The following is a 17,983-nucleotide window of genomic DNA, read 5'->3' on the forward strand; positions in this document are numbered from 1 at the left end:
ATCCCCTTTTTCCATTTCCGCTCCGGACTGCCGTTTCATTAACCGTCTTCACCGGGCTTCCACCATCCCCGGCTCGCTTTGGAAGAGAGGGTTAACTACTATTGATCCGTCATCGCGATTCGTTATGCGATTTTGCTCATTATAATAACAAACCCGCAAAACCTCTGTCAATAGTTGCCTCCCTTTTTTTGCGCCCAAAATCGCGACACGATCGGCTTTCCGTCCCAGATGACTTCACTGTCCGCCCGGCGGCGCGCGACTTCCGGCTCGTCAAGCAAAAGCCAAAAGTTTTTCATCGGCAAATCGCCGAGCCCATGCTTCTCGCAAAGCCGCCGCAAATATTGGCGCCGCCTGTCGTCGAGCTGTCGCGACATGTTATCGCCATCCGCGCTGAACGCATACAACACGGTCGCCGCCGCGACACGGGTGACGCGACATACAGAGGCAGCACGCAAAAAGAAGTCCCAATCCCAATAGTTGTGGATAGACGGGTCAAAGCTGCCGATTTCGTCATGGAGCGACTTGCGATACACGCTCCCGGACGGGACGTACGTTGAAAACGTCCGCATGGCTTCCAAATCGTACTCATAGGCAAATAAGAAGCGAGCGAACGGGACGCGCTGATCGTTTTCGACCCGATACTGGACAATTTCCGCATCGGCATAGGCGAAGTCCGCATGCTCGAGCGCCGCGACCATCCGCTCGAGATGACACGGCAACACTAGATCATCGTCGTCGCAAAGCATGATGAGCTCGCCACGCGCCGCTTGGACGCCTGCGTTGCGGGCCGCGACATGTCCTTCGTTGTCGCGGCGGTCAATGACGCCGATGTCCAGCTCCGGATACAAGGCGACGACATCATCGACCGACTCGCCGCCGTCGTTCACAACGATGACCTCAAACGGCTTGTACGTCTGCCGACTTAACGCTTCAAGCAGCTCGGCAAGCGGATATGGGCGATTGTACGTTGGGATGACAACGGATACAGACGGACACAACGGACAATCCACCGCCTCTCTCATTTTTCCCAAACCAAAAGGGGCTTACCCTTAAGGTATAGCCCCTGTTTCTGTTTGTCAACTTAGGCGAGTTCCTGTTGCTTCGTCTCTTTGCCAAGAACAGTGACCGAGAGGACGGCGACAAGGACAGACAGGCAGAACAGGGTGAAAATCGCTGTCACGGACACCCCTTTGGCGACAAGCGAGCCAACGAACAGCGGGCCGAAGATGCCGCCAATGCGGCCAAACGCCGCCGCCATGCCGGCGCCGGTCGCACGAATCGACGTCGGGTATTGCTCCGGCGTGTACGCATACAGCGCTCCCCAAGCGCCTAAGTTGAAAAACGACAAGAAAATGCCAGCCGCCATCAACCCCGCAAGCGACTCGGCCGTGCCGAAAAAGTAGGCGCTTGCCGCCGTGCCAAGCAAGTACGTGACCAAGACAAATTTCCGCCCGGCCCGCTCGATCAGCCATGCGGCGCTGAAATAGCCGGGCAACTGGGCGAGCGTCATCACAAGCACGTATTCAAAGCTTTTAATTAAGCTGAATCCTTTCATGACCATGACGCTTGGCAGCCATAAAAACATGCCGTAATACGAAAAGACGACACAAAACCAAAGAAGCCAAAGCATCGTCGTTTCCTTCCGGTACGGCGCCGACCATACGTTGGCGATATTGTCCCATACCGTTCCCTCTTTTTTCGTTGCCATAAACCGTGGCGAGTCGGGCAGCCGGAGGCGTAAGTAAATGGCGTACAGCGCCGATGCGGCCGCCAACCATAACGCCGTCCGCCAGCCGTAAGCCGGGATGACAAAATAGGAAATGAGCGCCGCCAGCAGCCAGCCGCCGGCCCAAAAGCTTTCAAGCAGCACAACGACCCGGCCGCGATCCTTAGCTGGCACCGCTTCCGAGACGAGCGTTGACGCGACTGGCAGCTCGCCGCCAAGCCCCATGCCGATCAAAAAGCGAAGTGCCAAAAACGCCGCCAACGTCGTCGTCAGCGCCGACAGCCCGCTGCCGATCGAGAATAATAACAATGTGACAAGAAAAACATGTTTCCGGCCGATCCGGTCGGCGAGCAACCCAAACACGAGCGCCCCAACGGCCATGCCGATCGAGTTGACGCTGCCGATCCAGCCGACTTGTTCGGCTGTCAAGTTCCAGTCTTTTTGCAAGGCGGCCATCAAAAACGACAACATGCCGACATCCATCGCGTCAAACAGCCAGCCAAGGCCGGCAATGCCTAACAGCTTGCGCTGGGAAATCGTCGGTTGATTCATGTGTATCCCCCTGTCATTATCGATGTAAAGACATATTTATTATAAAAGAAAACCAGCCGTCTGTGTACTATACGGCTGGTGATCCTAACGAAAAAACTATAAAGGACTGGTGAAAAACGAACGATTTCGCCGAACCTGTCGCTTTCAGCTGAAAGAGAAGTGCTTATTTCACAAAAATACTATATTCTAGTAATCATCGGTCTTAAACCACTTTTCTCATTAAATCACTAGCCTTATAAGTAACCGACCAACATCTTCCGATAGGAGATGTTGTCACCCATTCGAAGACTGAACACCGCCCCAATAGATCTATATTTAGATTGGAAGGGGCGTTATTCTTACTCCCGACAGCCAAGAAAATGCCTAGCGAATTCATAAAATATAAAACCTTCCACTTTAATCAAATTATAGCTCTTCTCCATTTGTTTCAATTACTCTTTTATACCAATAAAACGATTTCTTTCTTCGTCTCTCTAATGTTCCCTTTCCTTCATTATCTTTATCTACATAGATAAATCCATAACAGGCGTGTTGATTATCCAATAAAATCCAAAGGGTATAGAAAAAAGAGCACCTTTCCTGTAGAATGTGAGTAGCGACACAAACAAACCCAGGAGGTGCTCTCTATGAACAAGCATACCACACTCCCGAATTTGATGCAAAAACTTGTTTCGGATGAAGAGATTCAACTGATTGCCGAAGCGGTTGGGTATCGTGATTCGTCTCGAACCTTTACGTTGCGCGAGTTGATTCACTTCTTCCTGCTGGCCGCCATGCATCAATGGAAAAGCTTTCGCCACGGAGCCGATGTGGGGCCTCTGTATGGATTGCCGCGATTCCATTATTCAACTGTATCCAAGAAAGCGAAAGAAGTTCCCTATGACATCATGAAACGCTTGTTGGCGTTGATCATTTCCAAGTGCAACCGCCAAACCCGCCGTTCGCTTCGGTTTCCCAAACCGCTTCGGGTGGTGGATTCGACGACCGTCACGGTCGGGAAAAACCGCCTGCCATGGGCGCCGTATCACGGCGAACGCGCCGGGGTGAAGCTGCACGTCGCGTATTCGCCGGAATCCTCGTTGCCGGCAGACGTGGTGGAAACCATCGGACTGCGTCATGATGGCCCGGTGGGAGAACAGTTGACGAACGCTCAACAAGTGCTGGTGGAAGACCGGGCGTATTTCAAAATCGAACGCCTCGATCGATTTGTGGAGCAACATCAGCTCTTTGTCATTCGGATGAAGGACAACATCGAACTCCATCAGAAAAAAAGCTTGAAACGCCTTTCCAGCACATCCTCATCGGTTCAAGCCGACTTCACGTGCCAGTTGGGGACGAAACAATGCCGCTCCACCAAGCGTCACCGGGTGGTGATCTTTCGAGATGCGAATGGCCGCGACATTCGGGTCGTGACGAACCTCTTCCATGCGTCTGCGGAAACCATTGCCGACATGTACCAACAACGTTGGACTGTTGAGGTCTTTTTCCGTTGGGTGAAGCAATATCTGAATGTCCCGACCTTGTTTGGCACGACGGAAAATGCGGTATACAACCAACTGTTTGCGGCGTTCATCGCGTATGTGTTGCTGCGATGGCTGTATGATCAAACCAAAAAACAGACGAACGTCTCTCTTTCCTTCATTTCGTTCGTTCGCCGTTTTTTCTCTGGGCAGCTTCCTCTCGATTGGAAATCCGGGATGGCCGCTGCTTTGTTTGAGTATGCCCAAATTTATGGAAGGCGTATGTATAATTTTGGATAATCAACACTCGTGAATCCATAACGTTTTTCCATTTCCCCTGTTCCAGCACTTACTAAGTCAATACATCCCCATGGAGTATACCCTATGACATTAACTCCATCTAATTGGATTGCTTTTTTCATTTCCTGAATATGATCACGAAGGTACTGAATACGGTAGTCATCGTTAATCGTTCCATCCTCTTCAACGACATCCTTAGCTCCTAAACCGTTTTCCACAATAAATAACGGAAGTTGATATCGTTCATACAAAACATTTAATGACTGTAGATGAGCATTTTTCATTACAATAATTTCCATGCCCTAAGAGACAAACAGGGGACCCCTTAGGCGACATGGAGCTGTTTTTTGATCACATCAATGGGAATATTTTGCTTCGCGGCATCGTAGATGAACTCGACGACGCTGTGCCCTTTCCGAGACCGAAGAAGCTCCAGGCCGGAAGAGAGGTCTTGCTGAGATTCGGCGATGCTGTATACGCAGGCGAACAGCACCACGGCCCAATACCGTTTCACCGCCCGAATGTGACGAACACGGTACCCATCGAGCTTCAGCTGGTCTTTGGCCTGCCGGAAAAAGCATTCGATCGTCCAGCGCTGGGCATAATAACGCAAGATCTCTTCATCGCCTAGCTCCCGGTCGGTGCTCAAGACGACATGGAGATGATCTGGCGTCATCGGTTCATCCGCCTTCCAAGCCAGCAGCACCACCGCGTCATCGAGGCCATGGATCGCTCCCTCGTAGCGATACACGCGGTAACGCTCCTTCCCCACCGTGACGAGGTGGGTGTCGTTGGGCTCGATATAGCGGGCGAACTTCTTCGCTTGGATGGCGATACCTTTCGGATAGAGAATCCGGTTCGTCTTGAGCATGGCGATGACATGGAATCCTTGTTTCAGGCAGGCTTCGATGAGCGCTTGGGACGGATACCAGGAATCCATGAGCACATACACCGGCTGAGCCCGCTTCCCCTTGAGCGAGGAAAGCATCTCGATCGCCAGGTCGATTTTGCTTCTTCCCGCCGTCTTGTCATACAGACGAAAGGCGAACGGAAACGCTTGCGAGAAAGTATGCACCATCAGCCAAACAAGCGAATGCCCCCAAACGGATTGATGATCTTTGTGCGAGTAGTGCCAATCACACCCTTGAATGGCGCGGGCAGCCCGTGACGAAGGCTTCGTTTTTTGGCAAATCGTATCATCAATCGAAACAAAAAGGGGTTGATTCTCCCGTTTGGCTAGGCGTTCGATCTGGCGAAGAATCCATTCTTGAAGCTTCTCAAGCAGTTTTTCCTCGTTCCAAGGGCTTTTCGTGAAAAAATGGCTGAGCGTGGTTCGATGGTTGGGATGAAAACTCCAGTACCGGACATCCGTCAATGTCCCCGAAAATCCCTTGGTAGTCAAGGCGTCGACAAGGTAAACGAGATGCTTGATGACCGGCTTCGAGAAATAAAGCGCCAATCCCAACGTCATGAAAAACTTGTGGATTCCTTGATGATGTGCTAATCTATTCATGAGACATGAACCTCCTTGTGTGAATGGGTTTGAGCACATCTATTTTACTCAAGGAGTTGGGTTCATGTCTCCTTTTTTGTTTAGTTGTCAATTTATGTTAGCAAATTTGCTCATCTACAGTAATGAATACCTCAGCCCTACAGGGTCAATTTGCCATCCCCAATCACTTGTTTTCACATACGGATTTCGGACAATGCGCCCAAATTCCCCATCAAATTCACTTCCCTCTACTTCACGGGCACTCACGACTTTTGACATGTAATAACTAAACCCGATATAATCGACTGTACCTTCCTTTAAAACTTGCACATCTTCTTCTGTATATTCAATATTGAATCCCTTGCGATCCCAATATTTCTTTATATAACTAGGGATTTCCCCTCGAACATGCACATCTCCAAAAAACCAACGATTACGCATAGCCTCGGTAGCAAGCATGACATCATCTGGATGGCAAGAATATGGGTATACAGGTACAAAAGCTAACATACAACCTATGCGAAAATCAGGATTGATGGCATGCCCCAATTTCACGACTTTTGCGCTTGCAATCAATTCATGAAGGGCTGCTTGATACATCGTTTCTTCCCTGTTTTCTCCATCCTCATATATAATCCCTGAATTCGTGAAAGAAAAGAAGTCGATGCTTGTATCAGCCTGATTGTTGATTTCATTAAAGGTCATCCAATATTTCACTTTATCTTTATAGCGTTTCATCACTGTCTCAGCAAATCGTACAAAGAAGTCAATACACTTTCTATTTCTAAAGCCTCCATATTTTTTAACAAGGTGATAAGGCATTTCAAAATGAGACAATGTAATAACGGGTTGAATGCCATACTTGAGCAGTTCATCAAACACAGCATCATAAAAATTTAAGCCTTCTTCATTTGGCGTTGGGTCATCTCCATTAGGAAAGATTCTTGTCCAAGCGATCGAAGTCCGAAAACATTTAAACCCCATTTCAGCAAACAATTTAATGTCTTCTTTATAACGAGAATAAAAATCAATGGCTTCATGGTTCGGATAATAATGCCCCTCTAATACCCCATCTGTAATTTGACGAGGTATGCCATGTCTCCCGGCTGTCATAACATCAGCAATACTCAGACCTTTTCCTCCTTGATTCCATCCACCTTCAAACTGGTGTGCAGATACTGCCCCTCCCCAAAGAAAGTTTTCCGGAAAAGCATGTGTTGACATCATGAATCAGCTCCCCACTCAATATATATGGAATTGAATACTCCTAGGAGGCTGGTGATTTAATCTTAGATACGGCTTTGCAATGTCACTTCTCAACGAGAAAAACCTTGTTGCATCGGTCCCGATTTGCACGCGTTCCCCCATTGTTGAAGGAAATCGGCGGTTTTTCACCGGCCTCCTAGACCTCTTCTTGCAATTTAAACATGGAGAAGACGGCTAAGACATCCGTCTTCTCCCCATCATGAAACCTCATTCTTGTCCGACTTTGAGGACAAATCACAAAACAGGCTCTTCACCTTTTTCTTGCTTAAACAATTTGTTGTCGTATAATTTAATAAATGGTAAATAGATAAGAAAGGCTACAATTCCGCAAATTAATGCGACAACAACCGCCATCAAATCTCCACCCGTACCAATGAAGGCGCCTATACCAATCGGAGATGGCCACGGCACTTGTGCAATAATCGGATTAACAAAATGGAGCTTAATGGCCCAATAACCAATTGTTGCGGTGGCCATAGGGGCCAAAAAGAATGGGATAGCCAAGTATGGGTTATACACGATCGGCAAACCAAATAAGATTGGTTCATTAATATTAAAAATTCCCGGCGCAATGGAGGCTCTTCCTAAAATTCTCAATTGCTGCGATTTCGCTAAGAAAGCGATAAAAAGTGTCAATCCTAACGTTGAACCCGAACCGCCCATAATAACAAATGAATTTTGAAACTCACCGGCAAACGGAATATTCGCTCCATGCATATTGGCCTCCATATTGGCTAAAACAATCGGCGTGGTAAAAGCAGAGATAATATTCGCTCCGTGAATGCCCACGATCCAAAGTGCATGGATTAAGAAGTAAATGATTATCAGTCCTAGCCAACTATTTGCTATATTGACAACGAAGCTGAATGGAACAGCCACAACCTTGAATATATCAGTACCTAAAGCCACTAAAATCCCATTAATAATCAATACAACAAAAGCCACGAAAAAGGCAGGAATTAACGCTGTGAACGATCTTGATACTCCTTCAGGCACCGCTTCCGGCATCTTAATAACCCAGTTTCGTTTCACACACAATCGGTATAGTTGCACAGCTACGACAGCCATAATAATAGCGGCAAAAATCCCTGTTGTACCTAAACGGCTTACCCCATTATCAACCATTTCCCAGCCGCTAATAATTTTTGTATGATCATCAATCTGTTGCACCAACGAAATTTTCCCGTCTTTTAACATCAATTGTGGAATTGTCATGAAAAAAGCAAACATCGACAATAAAGCGCCATTTAACGGGTTTACATTCAATCCTTCTTCCTCAGCAAATAGTTTCGTATACTCATATCCAATGACAAGGTTAAAATACAACGCCAAGATGCCCATTGTTGCTTTAAAGGCCAACATATACAAATCACTAATTCGGAAGAAAGTACTGTTAAAAAACCCCTCTAAAAATGTCATGGTTTGCGGCAAAACATTAAGAACAAGGAACATAGATCCTACAATGGTGAACGGAATGGATGCCATTCCCGCCGCCATGACAGCCCTTACAAATCGAAACGATGCCACTTTTCCCATAGGGCCCATTAGGTATTTTTCAAGCAAAGCAAACAGCCTATTTTCTGACGACATTAGAAACTCCCCCTTTTCCGTTGGAGCGTTTTCTCATATTGCTGAATACGATAATAATGTTTATCTTCATTGCTGTAGATGAGCATTTTTCATTACAATAATTTCCATGCCCTAAGAGACAAACAGGGGACCCCTTAGGCGACATGGAGCTGTTTTTTGATCACATCAATGGGAATATCTTGCTTCGCGGCATCGTAGATGAACTCGACGACGCTGTGCCCTTTCCGAGACCGAAGAAGCTCCAGGCCGGAAGAGAGGTCTTGCTGAGATTCGGCGATGCTGTATACGCAGGCGAACAGCACCACGGCCCAATACCGTTTCACCGCCCGAATGTGACGAACACGGTACCCATCGAGCTTCAGCTGGTCTTTGGCCTGCCGGAAAAAGCATTCGATCGTCCAGCGCTGGGCATAATAACGCAAGATCTCTTCATCGCCTAGCTCCCGGTCGGTGCTCAAGACGACATGGAGATGATCTGGCGTCATCGGTTCATCCGCCTTCCAAGCCAGCAGCACCACCGCGTCATCGAGGCCATGGATCGCTCCCTCGTAGCGATACACGCGGTAACGCTCCTTCCCCACCGTGACGAGGTGGGTGTCGTTGGGCTCGATATAGCGGGCGAACTTCTTCGCTTGGATGGCGATACCTTTCGGATAGAGAATCCGGTTCGTCTTGAGCATGGCGATGACATGGAATCCTTGTTTCAGGCAGGCTTCGATGAGCGCTTGGGACGGATACCACGAATCCATGAGCACATACACCGGCTGAGCCCGTTTCCCCTTGAGCGAGGAAAGCATCTCGATCGCTAGGTCGATCTTGCTTCTTCCCGCCGTCTTGTCATACAGACGAAAGGCGAACGGGAACGCTTGCGAGAAAGTATGCACCATCAGCCAAACGAGCGAATGCCCCCAAACGGATTGATGATCTTTGTGCGAGTAGTGCCAATCACACCCTTGAATGGCGCGGGCAGCCCGTGACGAAGGCTTCGTTTTTTGGCAAATCGTATCATCAATCGAAACAAAAAGGGGTTGATTCTCCTGTTTGGCGATTCGCTGGATGCGATGAAGGATCCATTGCTGGAGTTTGCGAAGCAACGTCTCTTCATCCCAAGGGCTTTTCGTGAAAAAATGGCTGAGCGTGGTTCGATGATTGGGATGAAAACTCCAGTGATGGACATCGGTCAATGTTCCCGAAAATCCCTTGGTAGTCAAGGCATCCACAATATGAACGAGATGCTTGATGACCGGTTTCGAGAAATAAAGCGCCAATCCCAGCGTCATGAAAAACTTGTGGATTCCTTGATGATGTGCTAATCTATTCATGAGACATGAACCTCCTTGTGGGTAGTTTGAGCACATCTATTTTACTCAAGGAGCTGGGTTCATGTCTCCTTTTTTGTTTAGCTGTCAATTTATGTTAGCAAATTTGCTCATCTACAGTTCATTGTTTTTAATTTGTCGCAAACGATTGAGAGATACAAGTATTAGACATATTTGAAGGAACAAGATTGCTAGAACCAATCCCCTTGATTTGTTCTCATTTAGCAAAAACGGATACAATTGGCCAAACGGGGCAGTGAAGCAAGCCATCACTGCCAGAAGAACATTTGTCCAAAGCAAAACAAGAAAGACGTATTTTGTATATATCGCACCATTAGTAGGAGCACTATAGATTTTAACCTGCTCTGCTATGCTTATCGCTAGAATCATTATCAATAACAAAGGAATAACATACAAAGAGGAATGGGCCATGATCATGCAGATGAACCAGTATAAGTTAGCAAAAAATATTACTGCCATAACGTACCGAATCAGGAGATAACGGTTATAATACATTGATTTCACACTTTGTTCTTGTCGCCTTCTCTCTAATAAGGCTCTTGCACTTTCATTCATACCAATTCCTCTTTCTTCCCATCATTATAATTGATTGGAAAATTCATTTAATATTAGGTTTCCCAGTTTTTCAATTCCCATTGGAACAGGAATATACGCTTGAGGAGGAATATTCACGACTGGTTTCCCTACACGGTCTCCCGTTTCTTTCAGTTTTTGATAATACATTTTCGTTTGTGGACTAACTAAAAACAAGTCGAAATCACCTTTTTCAATCATTTTGTTGCCTTCATTAGCGGAAACAGCGTCAACTGTAATATCGTAACCTTTCGATTTAAAAAATTCCGTTGTTTTTTTAGCCATTAAAGAGGATGACATTCCCGCTGCGCAAATAATCAATACTTTTTTCATGATCTATCCTCCATCTAAAAATATTTTAGAAAATCCAAAACAGAAACCACCTTAGGTGTCTCTAATCACGCATAATTTGGAAACGATTGTTTTTCCGGTAATTTTCCGTTTACCATCACAACATGTACTTGACAAATAAAGATTTTTTTCTCATGTCCTTCTGTATGAAAACCGTTCATTTACTGATTTTAGAAAGAAAAGCCAAGTACAACTTTTAGTGAGGACCCTAATTTTCATTCTTTAAGGAACTTTTTGTAAACATCAATCATTTCTTGCGCTAAGTCAATCACAGTCATGGCATTCATCAAATGATCTTGTGCATGAACTAACAAAATGCGAATTTCTATTTTTTCTCCGCGTGCTTCTCCCTGAATGATCTCCGTTTGAAAGCGATGAGCTGCCCTCATTTCCTCATGGGCTTCCTCAATTTTCTGTTCAGCTAGGATGAATTCACCATTCTTTGCGTGTTGAATAGCTTCCATGGCTAAATTCCTTGCATTTCCACCATGCAAAATAATTTGAAAACTGATTTCCTCTAAATTCACTTGAATCACCTTAATCCTCCTTATGTTTATTTTTCCCCAATTAGAATTCTAACTAATGGAAACAGAACATTGCGATCCTCCTCCATACCCCCCATCATTTCTCATTCTCTTCATTATGCAATTTCCTTTCTGTCTTTATACTAATTTGAAAGCGCTTCAAATTTAAGAATAAGTTTTTCCGTTGCTCAACGGAAATGTTCTATACCTAATTCATTTTTCAAAAACAAAAAAGCACTTCACGAAGAATCTTGAAGCGCCTTTCTAAAATAAATCCAAATTGATTTATCTATCCCTTCATCGAGTTAATAATTTCAATTATTTCTTTAGGGGATTGACTTTTAATTATTTTTCGCACAATGGTCTTATCCTCTAATATATCCAGTAGCTTTTGATACATTTTTTCTAAATTACCCGTAGGGCCTTTTTTAATATTGAGCAGGCAAACAACTTGAACCTTTTGCTCTCCATGCCATTCAATAGGTCGCTTTAGAGTGCACATCGCCCAAAACGTTTCCTCGGTTTCAGGGATTAAAGGATGTGGAATCGCTACAAGATTCCCAAAGTTGGTTGGAGCTAACGATTCTCTTTCAAGTACAGAATTCACATAATGTTTGGAAACAAGACCTTGTTTATATAACTCCTGGCATATAAAGCGTATGACGCTCTCCTTATCTTCAAAATCTTTGTGAATAAACACCCTAGATTCATCTAAATAATTTTCCCTGTCACTTACTTTAATAGACAACAATCTTTGGCGAATCTCTTCAACGTCTTGCTCATTTAAAAGTGGACTCACCACCTGAACGGGAATCCCTATACTTTCTTGAATAGGAATTGTGCTGACAATAAGATCAATGGGAGACAGATCCCAGTCCTTCAATTGGTAGTAATTAGCAGAAGCGACGATTTCTATTTCATCGTTGAATATTCTTTGCAAACGATAAAAAAGCAACTTGGCACTGCCAACGCCCGAAGCGCATACAATCATGACTTTTAACTTTTTCTTTTCATTGTTTTTTCGTTTTTCCAAAGCAACTCCTATATGCAACGCAATATAGGCTATTTCATGTTCCCCAACTTCCATACCTAGATAATCGGAAATGCATTTGCTAGCGATAACGGCTCCTTCAAATGCACTCGTATACTTTGTCTTCACTTCATCTAGAAGCGGATTCCTTATATTCATCTTGTACCGCAATCTATTCATCGCCGGACGAATATGCAGCGTTAAGCCTTGGATCAATTCTGTATCATCTGAAAAATCCCAACCTAGTTTATCTTTTAATTGCTCCAACATACATTGAACAATCGATTTTACCTCATCATATTCACTAAACTCTTCCAGTGTCTCTTGTTGTATGAGCTTGGTTCCCAGTAAATGCACGATGACGTAGTTGATTTCAGACTGTGGAAAAGTTAAGCCCGTTAGGTGTTCTACTTCTTTTATGATTTCATTCGCAACAAGATGTTCCAGCGGATACTTTCGATTCATACTATGTTGGATATCTCCAATGATAAATCCCTCTTGGATTCGTTTGCAGGCAATAGCAATGTGAATGGTTAAGTTTTCAAGAGCAATATCCGATATCTCAATGTTATACTCATTTACTTTTTTGATAATGATCTCCTTAATGCCAGTGAATATGTTCTGATCAAAAACATTCTCGTTCCCTAAAAAAGAAATTTTTTCGTCGCGATTATAATTACGATGCAGAATATAATTAGAGAGGCAAAGCCTCTTCATATATTCTTCTCCTTCGACAACCATGCCATGATGAGGACGAACTTTTAATTTCAGTTTATACTTTTGTAAAATTTCACGTACTATTTTTAGATCGTTTTGGATGGTGGGCTTTGATACAAATAGCTCTTCTTCTAAGCTTTCTATCTTGATGGGCTTTTTTTCTAACAGAAATTTTTTTAATATATAGATAACACGATCATTTTGCTCTAAAAGATAAGTCTGATTTTCAGCATGATCGTTTTTTATCACAAGACAGCCCGTTTTCTGAAATCGTTCAACATCTTGAATCACCAGTTTGTACCCTTTTCCTCTAGCGGATTCAATTGTGATACCGAGCACATGACTTTGCAATCGAAGTTCTTTTAATTCGTCTCGAACTGTGCGATCGCTTACTCCCAATTGCTTCGCCATCCACTCGGCAGGAATGGGGTCCTTGCTGTGAACTAAAAATGATAAGATCTCTTTTTGACGTTTAGTAAACATACCTCCTCCTCACCGCCCTTATTTCGTTTTCACCTGAAATAAGACCATCTCGCCTTTTGTCACCGATGTCTCAGCTTTTTTCTCCAAACTTTCAAGCGCATCGCCGTTCGTGATAATGATCGGCGTGACCGCACTTTTCGCTTTCTGGCGAACGAGCGAAACGTCAACGGAAAGAAGCCGCTCGCCCCGCTGCACCCGATCGCCAGTCTTCACATAGGCGGTAAACCCTTCCCCGTTCATCGAAACGGTGTCAATGCCGACATGGATAAGCAGTTCAACCCCCACTTCCGAGCGCAAGCCGACGGCGTGTTTCGTCGGAAAGAGCTGAATGATTTCGCCGTCCACCAGAGCGACGACGTCCCCGTCCGTTGGGTCAATGGCGATGCCGTCGCCCATCATTTTTTGTGCAAACACCGGATCAGGCACGTCCTCAAGCGGCACGATTGTTCCACTCAGCGGCGCAACGATCGTTTCTTCCTTCGGTGGTTGTTTGCCAAACCATTTTTTGAACAAGGTTTGTCATCCTTTCTTTCCCTACTGTAGATGAGCAAACCTACTAACAAAAATTTACAACTAAACAAAAAGGAGACATGAACCCGATTCCTTGATTAGAATAGATGTGTCACCAACTACCCACAAGGAGGTTCATGTCTCAGGAATAGATTAGCACATCGTCAAGGAATCCACAAGGTTTTCATGACGTTGGAGGTGACGCTTTATTTCTCGAAGTCGGGCATCAAGCATCTGGTTCATCTTGTCGATGCCTTGACTACCAAGGGATTTTCAGGGACATTGACAGATGTCCGGTACTGGAGTTTTCACCTGAATCATCGAACCACGCCCAGCCACTTTTTCATGGTAACTATTCACCCCGACAGTAGTATGTAAAGAAACCCAGCACAAATAGGGCATTTCTGTTGCTGTGTTTTTCGTGCGTGCTTCCAGCTCTTGAGTGCGACCTCTGAGTCGTTCATTTTCTTTGCTCAAGTAATCGCAAGCCATTAAAAAATTGCTCGACTTTGTTGAGGACTACGGCAGTAAAAAGATAGCAGATACTATCAGGGAATATGCCGATCATATTGCCAATACCTTGCGAACCATAGCTTCTTGGAAAGACCTTTCATCTGAGTACAGCGAGACAGGTTGGTTGGATCATTTCAAAATTTGTAGACTGGGTATTACTATAGTACAAGGAGGATACTTATGGACGAGGAAAGAATCAAGGATCTTGAAGCAAAATTAAGTCTAGCCACCGACGCCATTACGTTACTCTTAGATATGGTGAACAAGGAGCACAAAAGCTTTGCGATTCTGGCCTTAGCCACTGGCTTTACTGCCGACGAGTTGGAACGCCTAGAAAAACTGTTTTATCACGCTGGCAAATCACAGTGGGACAAGGACACATTTGTGGCAGAGTTCGAGAAGCAGCTTCCCAAAAGAAGTGCAATGTTGCGAAGCATTTTGGAAGGGCTAAAGTCAGATGGAAAGTTTGTATCGTTATGCGAGAAGTATTTGGATTGACAGAAAAAACCCGCCCATGTCGAGGCGGGTTTATTTTTCTTTAAAACATCCAAATCTTCACCAAATGATTCTCGGAAATTCTTTATTGCAACTTATATAGAAATGCGTTGCATAGTGAAATTAACAACGAAAACACAAAATATTAATACACTTTAAATAAAACAAAATATTCCTTTTACACTTTTCTCATATAATCGTTTATGCTTAGGAAAAATTTCTTAAATCCTTTGAATGGAAAGGAGGGTTGCTTTCCATCAAACAATGAAACCCGCTTCTCATGCAAAAGGAAAAATAGAAAGGAGAGGCTCTCGTGAAACAAATCATTGCCGGAACTGTCATGGCGACAGCTTTGCTGGCGGCTTCCCCCTCATCATGGACGGCTCTCGATGGCCATGCCTATGCCGCAGCGGAAAAGAATACAGCCGCATCTCACTATATTGTCAATGTCAACGGCAAATTGATGACGATCCGTTCGCTCCATCGTTCGGGAACTGTTTTATTGGCGGGGAGCGATATGGCCAAGCTGTTTTCAGCCGATTATCGGTATGATCAAAAACACCAATATTATGAAATTCGACGTACATCTCCCAATGTACGGATCGTGCTTCAGACGGGGAAAAAAGCGGCATTGGTGAATGGCAAATCCGTTTCATTGTCTGTCGTCCCACAGCGTTTTGGTCAAGAACTGTACGTCGATGCCAAGCAAATCGCCGCTCTCTTAGGCGGACAATGGAAAGCAGAAGCTGGCGTTGCCATCGTGTCAACATCCGGCAGCTTTCACCCATTTCGCGAGACATGGCAAGTGAACGGCTCCACTGCCACGATTCACGGTCTCGTGTTAGGACAGACATCTTTTTATTCAGTCAATGATGTTGCCGTTGCTTTTGGCGCTACTGTGCACGTTGACAAAAAAACGAGCATGGTTAAGGTGGAAAAAGGAAACCGGACAATTCTCTTCCACCCGTTTAGTTATGTATTGAACGCCGGCGGCAAAAAAATCTCTTTGCCGACCGCGCCATTCATTCAAAACGGGGTGCCGTACATCAATCTGTCCGCCCTCGTCTATGCACTAGGGGGAGAGATCGAGAAGGAAGATCGATTTATCGCCACGTCTGGTTTCATCAAAGGAACGAGCATCAATCCACAATGGATCGATCAAAATACATTGCTCATCAGCCGACCGGATGAAGCCTCTTCACTGCTTTTGGACATTCGCTCGCGAACGGCCATCCGTTCCATCAACGAAATGGATCTTACGTTATCACCTGATGGAAAAAAAGCGGCTTACGTCGATGAAAACGGCCATTTGTTTATCATCGATTTATCCTCCAACGTCGTCAAACAAATCGGCGACGATGACGAAGTGAAAACGGATTTCGTTTGGTCCAACGACGGCCGCTCACTCTATTGCATTTACGGAAGCAACAATGAAGCAATCGCTGTTGTGTCCTTGGAAACAGGCAGCATCAACAAATTGATTGATGACAAAGTGAAATATAAAACGGACCTTCGTCTATCCCCGGATGGAACGAAGCTGTTGTACACCGTTGCCAATGAAGGAAAAACAAACTACACCGACGATCAAAAAACGGATGTTGATTCCATTGATACAAGCGGGACAGATCCGCAGCTGTTTCTCGTGGATCTCTCCTCCGCGAACAAACAGCCGACGCCATTAACCTCGTCGCCGGACAATAAAGTCAACAGTGCATTTCTTTCGAACAGTGAAATCGTCTATGTAAGTGCAATCGACAGTGAAACCGCTCGACCGTCATTAAAACGGACTAGAAACGGAAATGAGCAAACACTGCTTGCCGACCAGAACATCATTGACGCGGTCGTTGTCAAAAGCCGGATCTATGTCGCTATTGAAACGAACGGCATCTACACCATCCGTATCTTCGACCCGTCCACAAGCTCATGGACAACGATGGGAAGTACGAAAAACGAAATCACGTCGATCGCGCCGTCACCATATGACAATCAAATCGCCGTGACGATCGCGACCGAGAACGGGGAAAAAATATCGATTCTCCGCAACGGACGCTGGATCGATATGACAAAATGATCATGAAAAAGCAAGGGCCGCCTAGGTCCCTAAAAATGAATCCATGGAGGGATTTGCTATGAAACGAACTACGCTATGGAAACGGATGGCTGCCGCTGTTCTTTCGTCAGCTTTGCTAATTGGCGCTGCCTTCACGACTCAATACCGTGCTGACGCGGCCGAAGTATCCGGAAAAATTGTGGTCGCCGGCTCCACCGCTTTATTGCCGTTAACCCAACAGGCAGCAAAGGAATTTAAAAAGCATCATCCGAAAGTGAAAATTGTTGTCTCAGGTTCCTCGTCCATCGCCGGTCCACAATCCGTCGCTAAAGGCGTCGCGACCATCGGCGCCTGCGATTGGGATGCGACCCGCGCAGTCGGTGGATTTCCTGCTTACAAAGAATTAAAAGCATACAAAATCGCCAAAATTCCGTTCGCTGTCATCGTTAACAAAAACAATGCCGTGAACAATCTATCAGTCCAGCAAATTCAAGACATTTATGAAGGCAAAATCACCAACTGGAAACAAGTCGGCGGGAAAGACGAAGAAATCGTGGTCATCAACCGCGCAAAAGGCTCTGGAACGCGCGTTAACTTTGAAGACAAAATGATGGATGGACATGCCATCAAAACATCCGGAGACAACTACAAAGAAGTACAAAAGTCAGGGGATATGGTCAATGCAGTTTCTTCCAATCCAAACGCCATCGGATTTGTCGACTTGGCCTATGTCAAAGGCGGAATTAAAGCGGTGAGCATCAACGGTGTAAAAGCAACAACAGCCAACGCCGCCAGTGGGAAATACGTATTCTACGGCTATGGCTACTTATTGACAAAAGGCGAAGCGAAAGGGGCCGACAAAGCATTTATCAATTATATCCTAAGCCAAAAGTTTCAACACGGCTCTTTGAAAAAACTGAAGTTTATCCCTGTGAAGTAACAGAACACCAATCAGCCTCTCCACCGGGAAGGAGAGGCTGATTTTCCGCCAACAGAGGGAAGGAGGAGGCA

13 protein-coding genes and 4 pseudogenes are annotated in these 17,983 nt (G+C 45.3%); 5 read left to right on the forward strand and 12 right to left on the reverse strand.

What is annotated here, in order from left to right; genetic code table 11:
* Positions 1–167 precede the first annotated feature (167 nt).
* The 3 genes and pseudogenes from ACTVIM_RS16865 to ACTVIM_RS16875 all read right to left on the reverse strand — a co-directional run.
* Entirely contained in the window at positions 168–998 is an 831-nt protein-coding gene (locus tag ACTVIM_RS16865; RefSeq protein ID WP_445614380.1) for a glycosyltransferase family 2 protein, read from the reverse strand.
* An 83-nt stretch (positions 999–1,081) separates the two neighbouring features.
* On the reverse strand, positions 1,082–2,278 hold the full coding sequence (locus ACTVIM_RS16870) for an MFS transporter (RefSeq protein ID WP_445613275.1): 1,197 nt from the start codon (positions 2,276–2,278) through the stop codon (positions 1,082–1,084).
* 405 nt (positions 2,279–2,683) lie between these two features.
* Positions 2,684–2,803, reverse strand: a pseudogene (locus tag ACTVIM_RS16875) (family 1 glycosylhydrolase); the annotation flags it as partial.
* Between the two features lie 101 nt (positions 2,804–2,904).
* On the opposite strand from ACTVIM_RS16875, the gene ACTVIM_RS16880 reads away from it, so the two are divergent.
* Positions 2,905–4,038 (forward strand): IS4-like element IS5377 family transposase, encoded by a 1,134-nt coding sequence (locus ACTVIM_RS16880; protein ID WP_015375695.1) that lies wholly within the window; start codon positions 2,905–2,907, stop codon positions 4,036–4,038.
* Here ACTVIM_RS16880 and ACTVIM_RS16885 read toward each other — a convergent pair.
* The 9 genes and pseudogenes from ACTVIM_RS16885 to ACTVIM_RS16925 all read right to left on the reverse strand — a co-directional run.
* Positions 4,038–4,301, reverse strand: a pseudogene (locus tag ACTVIM_RS16885) (family 1 glycosylhydrolase); the annotation flags it as partial. The gene ACTVIM_RS16880 and the pseudogene ACTVIM_RS16885 overlap by 1 nt on opposite strands.
* A 62-nt stretch (positions 4,302–4,363) precedes the next feature.
* A complete protein-coding gene (locus ACTVIM_RS16890) occupies positions 4,364–5,551 on the reverse strand; it encodes an IS701 family transposase (protein WP_445612345.1) in 1,188 nt (395 codons plus the stop codon).
* A gap of 120 nt (positions 5,552–5,671) precedes the next feature.
* Positions 5,672–6,754: pseudogene (locus ACTVIM_RS16895) on the reverse strand (6-phospho-beta-glucosidase); the annotation flags it as partial.
* A gap of 276 nt (positions 6,755–7,030) precedes the next feature.
* Positions 7,031–8,386: a PTS cellobiose transporter subunit IIC gene (gene celB / locus ACTVIM_RS16900; protein WP_445613276.1), complete on the reverse strand. Its 1,356-nt coding sequence runs from the start codon at positions 8,384–8,386 to the stop codon at positions 7,031–7,033.
* 134 nt (positions 8,387–8,520) lie between these two features.
* Positions 8,521–9,708, reverse strand: a complete 1,188-nt coding sequence (locus tag ACTVIM_RS16905; RefSeq protein ID WP_445612376.1) for an IS701 family transposase — start codon at positions 9,706–9,708, stop codon at positions 8,521–8,523.
* A gap of 597 nt (positions 9,709–10,305) precedes the next feature.
* Complete coding sequence (locus ACTVIM_RS16910; protein WP_445613277.1) at positions 10,306–10,632, reverse strand: PTS cellobiose transporter subunit IIB; 327 nt, start codon at positions 10,630–10,632, stop codon at positions 10,306–10,308.
* A 233-nt stretch (positions 10,633–10,865) separates the two neighbouring features.
* A complete protein-coding gene (locus ACTVIM_RS16915) occupies positions 10,866–11,183 on the reverse strand; it encodes a PTS lactose/cellobiose transporter subunit IIA (RefSeq protein ID WP_445614381.1) in 318 nt (105 codons plus the stop codon).
* Positions 11,184–11,463: 280 nt separating this feature from the next.
* Positions 11,464–13,404, reverse strand: coding sequence for a BglG family transcription antiterminator (locus tag ACTVIM_RS16920; RefSeq protein ID WP_445613278.1), 1,941 nt, complete (start codon positions 13,402–13,404; stop codon positions 11,464–11,466).
* Positions 13,405–13,422: 18 nt separating this feature from the next.
* Positions 13,423–13,917: a PTS sugar transporter subunit IIA gene (locus tag ACTVIM_RS16925; protein WP_445613279.1), complete on the reverse strand. Its 495-nt coding sequence runs from the start codon at positions 13,915–13,917 to the stop codon at positions 13,423–13,425.
* 91 nt (positions 13,918–14,008) lie between these two features.
* Here ACTVIM_RS16925 and ACTVIM_RS16930 point away from each other — a divergent pair.
* The 4 genes and pseudogenes from ACTVIM_RS16930 to ACTVIM_RS16945 all read left to right on the forward strand — a co-directional run.
* Positions 14,009–14,259: pseudogene (locus tag ACTVIM_RS16930) on the forward strand (hypothetical protein); the annotation flags it as partial.
* Positions 14,260–14,607: 348 nt separating this feature from the next.
* A complete protein-coding gene (locus ACTVIM_RS16935) occupies positions 14,608–14,925 on the forward strand; it encodes a hypothetical protein (protein ID WP_445613280.1) in 318 nt (105 codons plus the stop codon).
* A 310-nt stretch (positions 14,926–15,235) separates the two neighbouring features.
* Positions 15,236–16,993 carry a stalk domain-containing protein gene (locus ACTVIM_RS16940; protein ID WP_445613281.1) on the forward strand — a complete coding sequence of 586 codons (1,758 nt, stop codon included), beginning with the start codon at positions 15,236–15,238 and terminating at the stop codon, positions 16,991–16,993.
* A 58-nt stretch (positions 16,994–17,051) separates the two neighbouring features.
* Complete coding sequence (locus ACTVIM_RS16945) at positions 17,052–17,912, forward strand: phosphate ABC transporter substrate-binding protein (RefSeq protein WP_445613282.1); 861 nt, start codon at positions 17,052–17,054, stop codon at positions 17,910–17,912.
* The last annotated feature ends 71 nt before the right edge of the window (positions 17,913–17,983 follow it).

The sequence above is a fragment of the Geobacillus sp. YF-1 genome, from assembly GCF_052692335.1.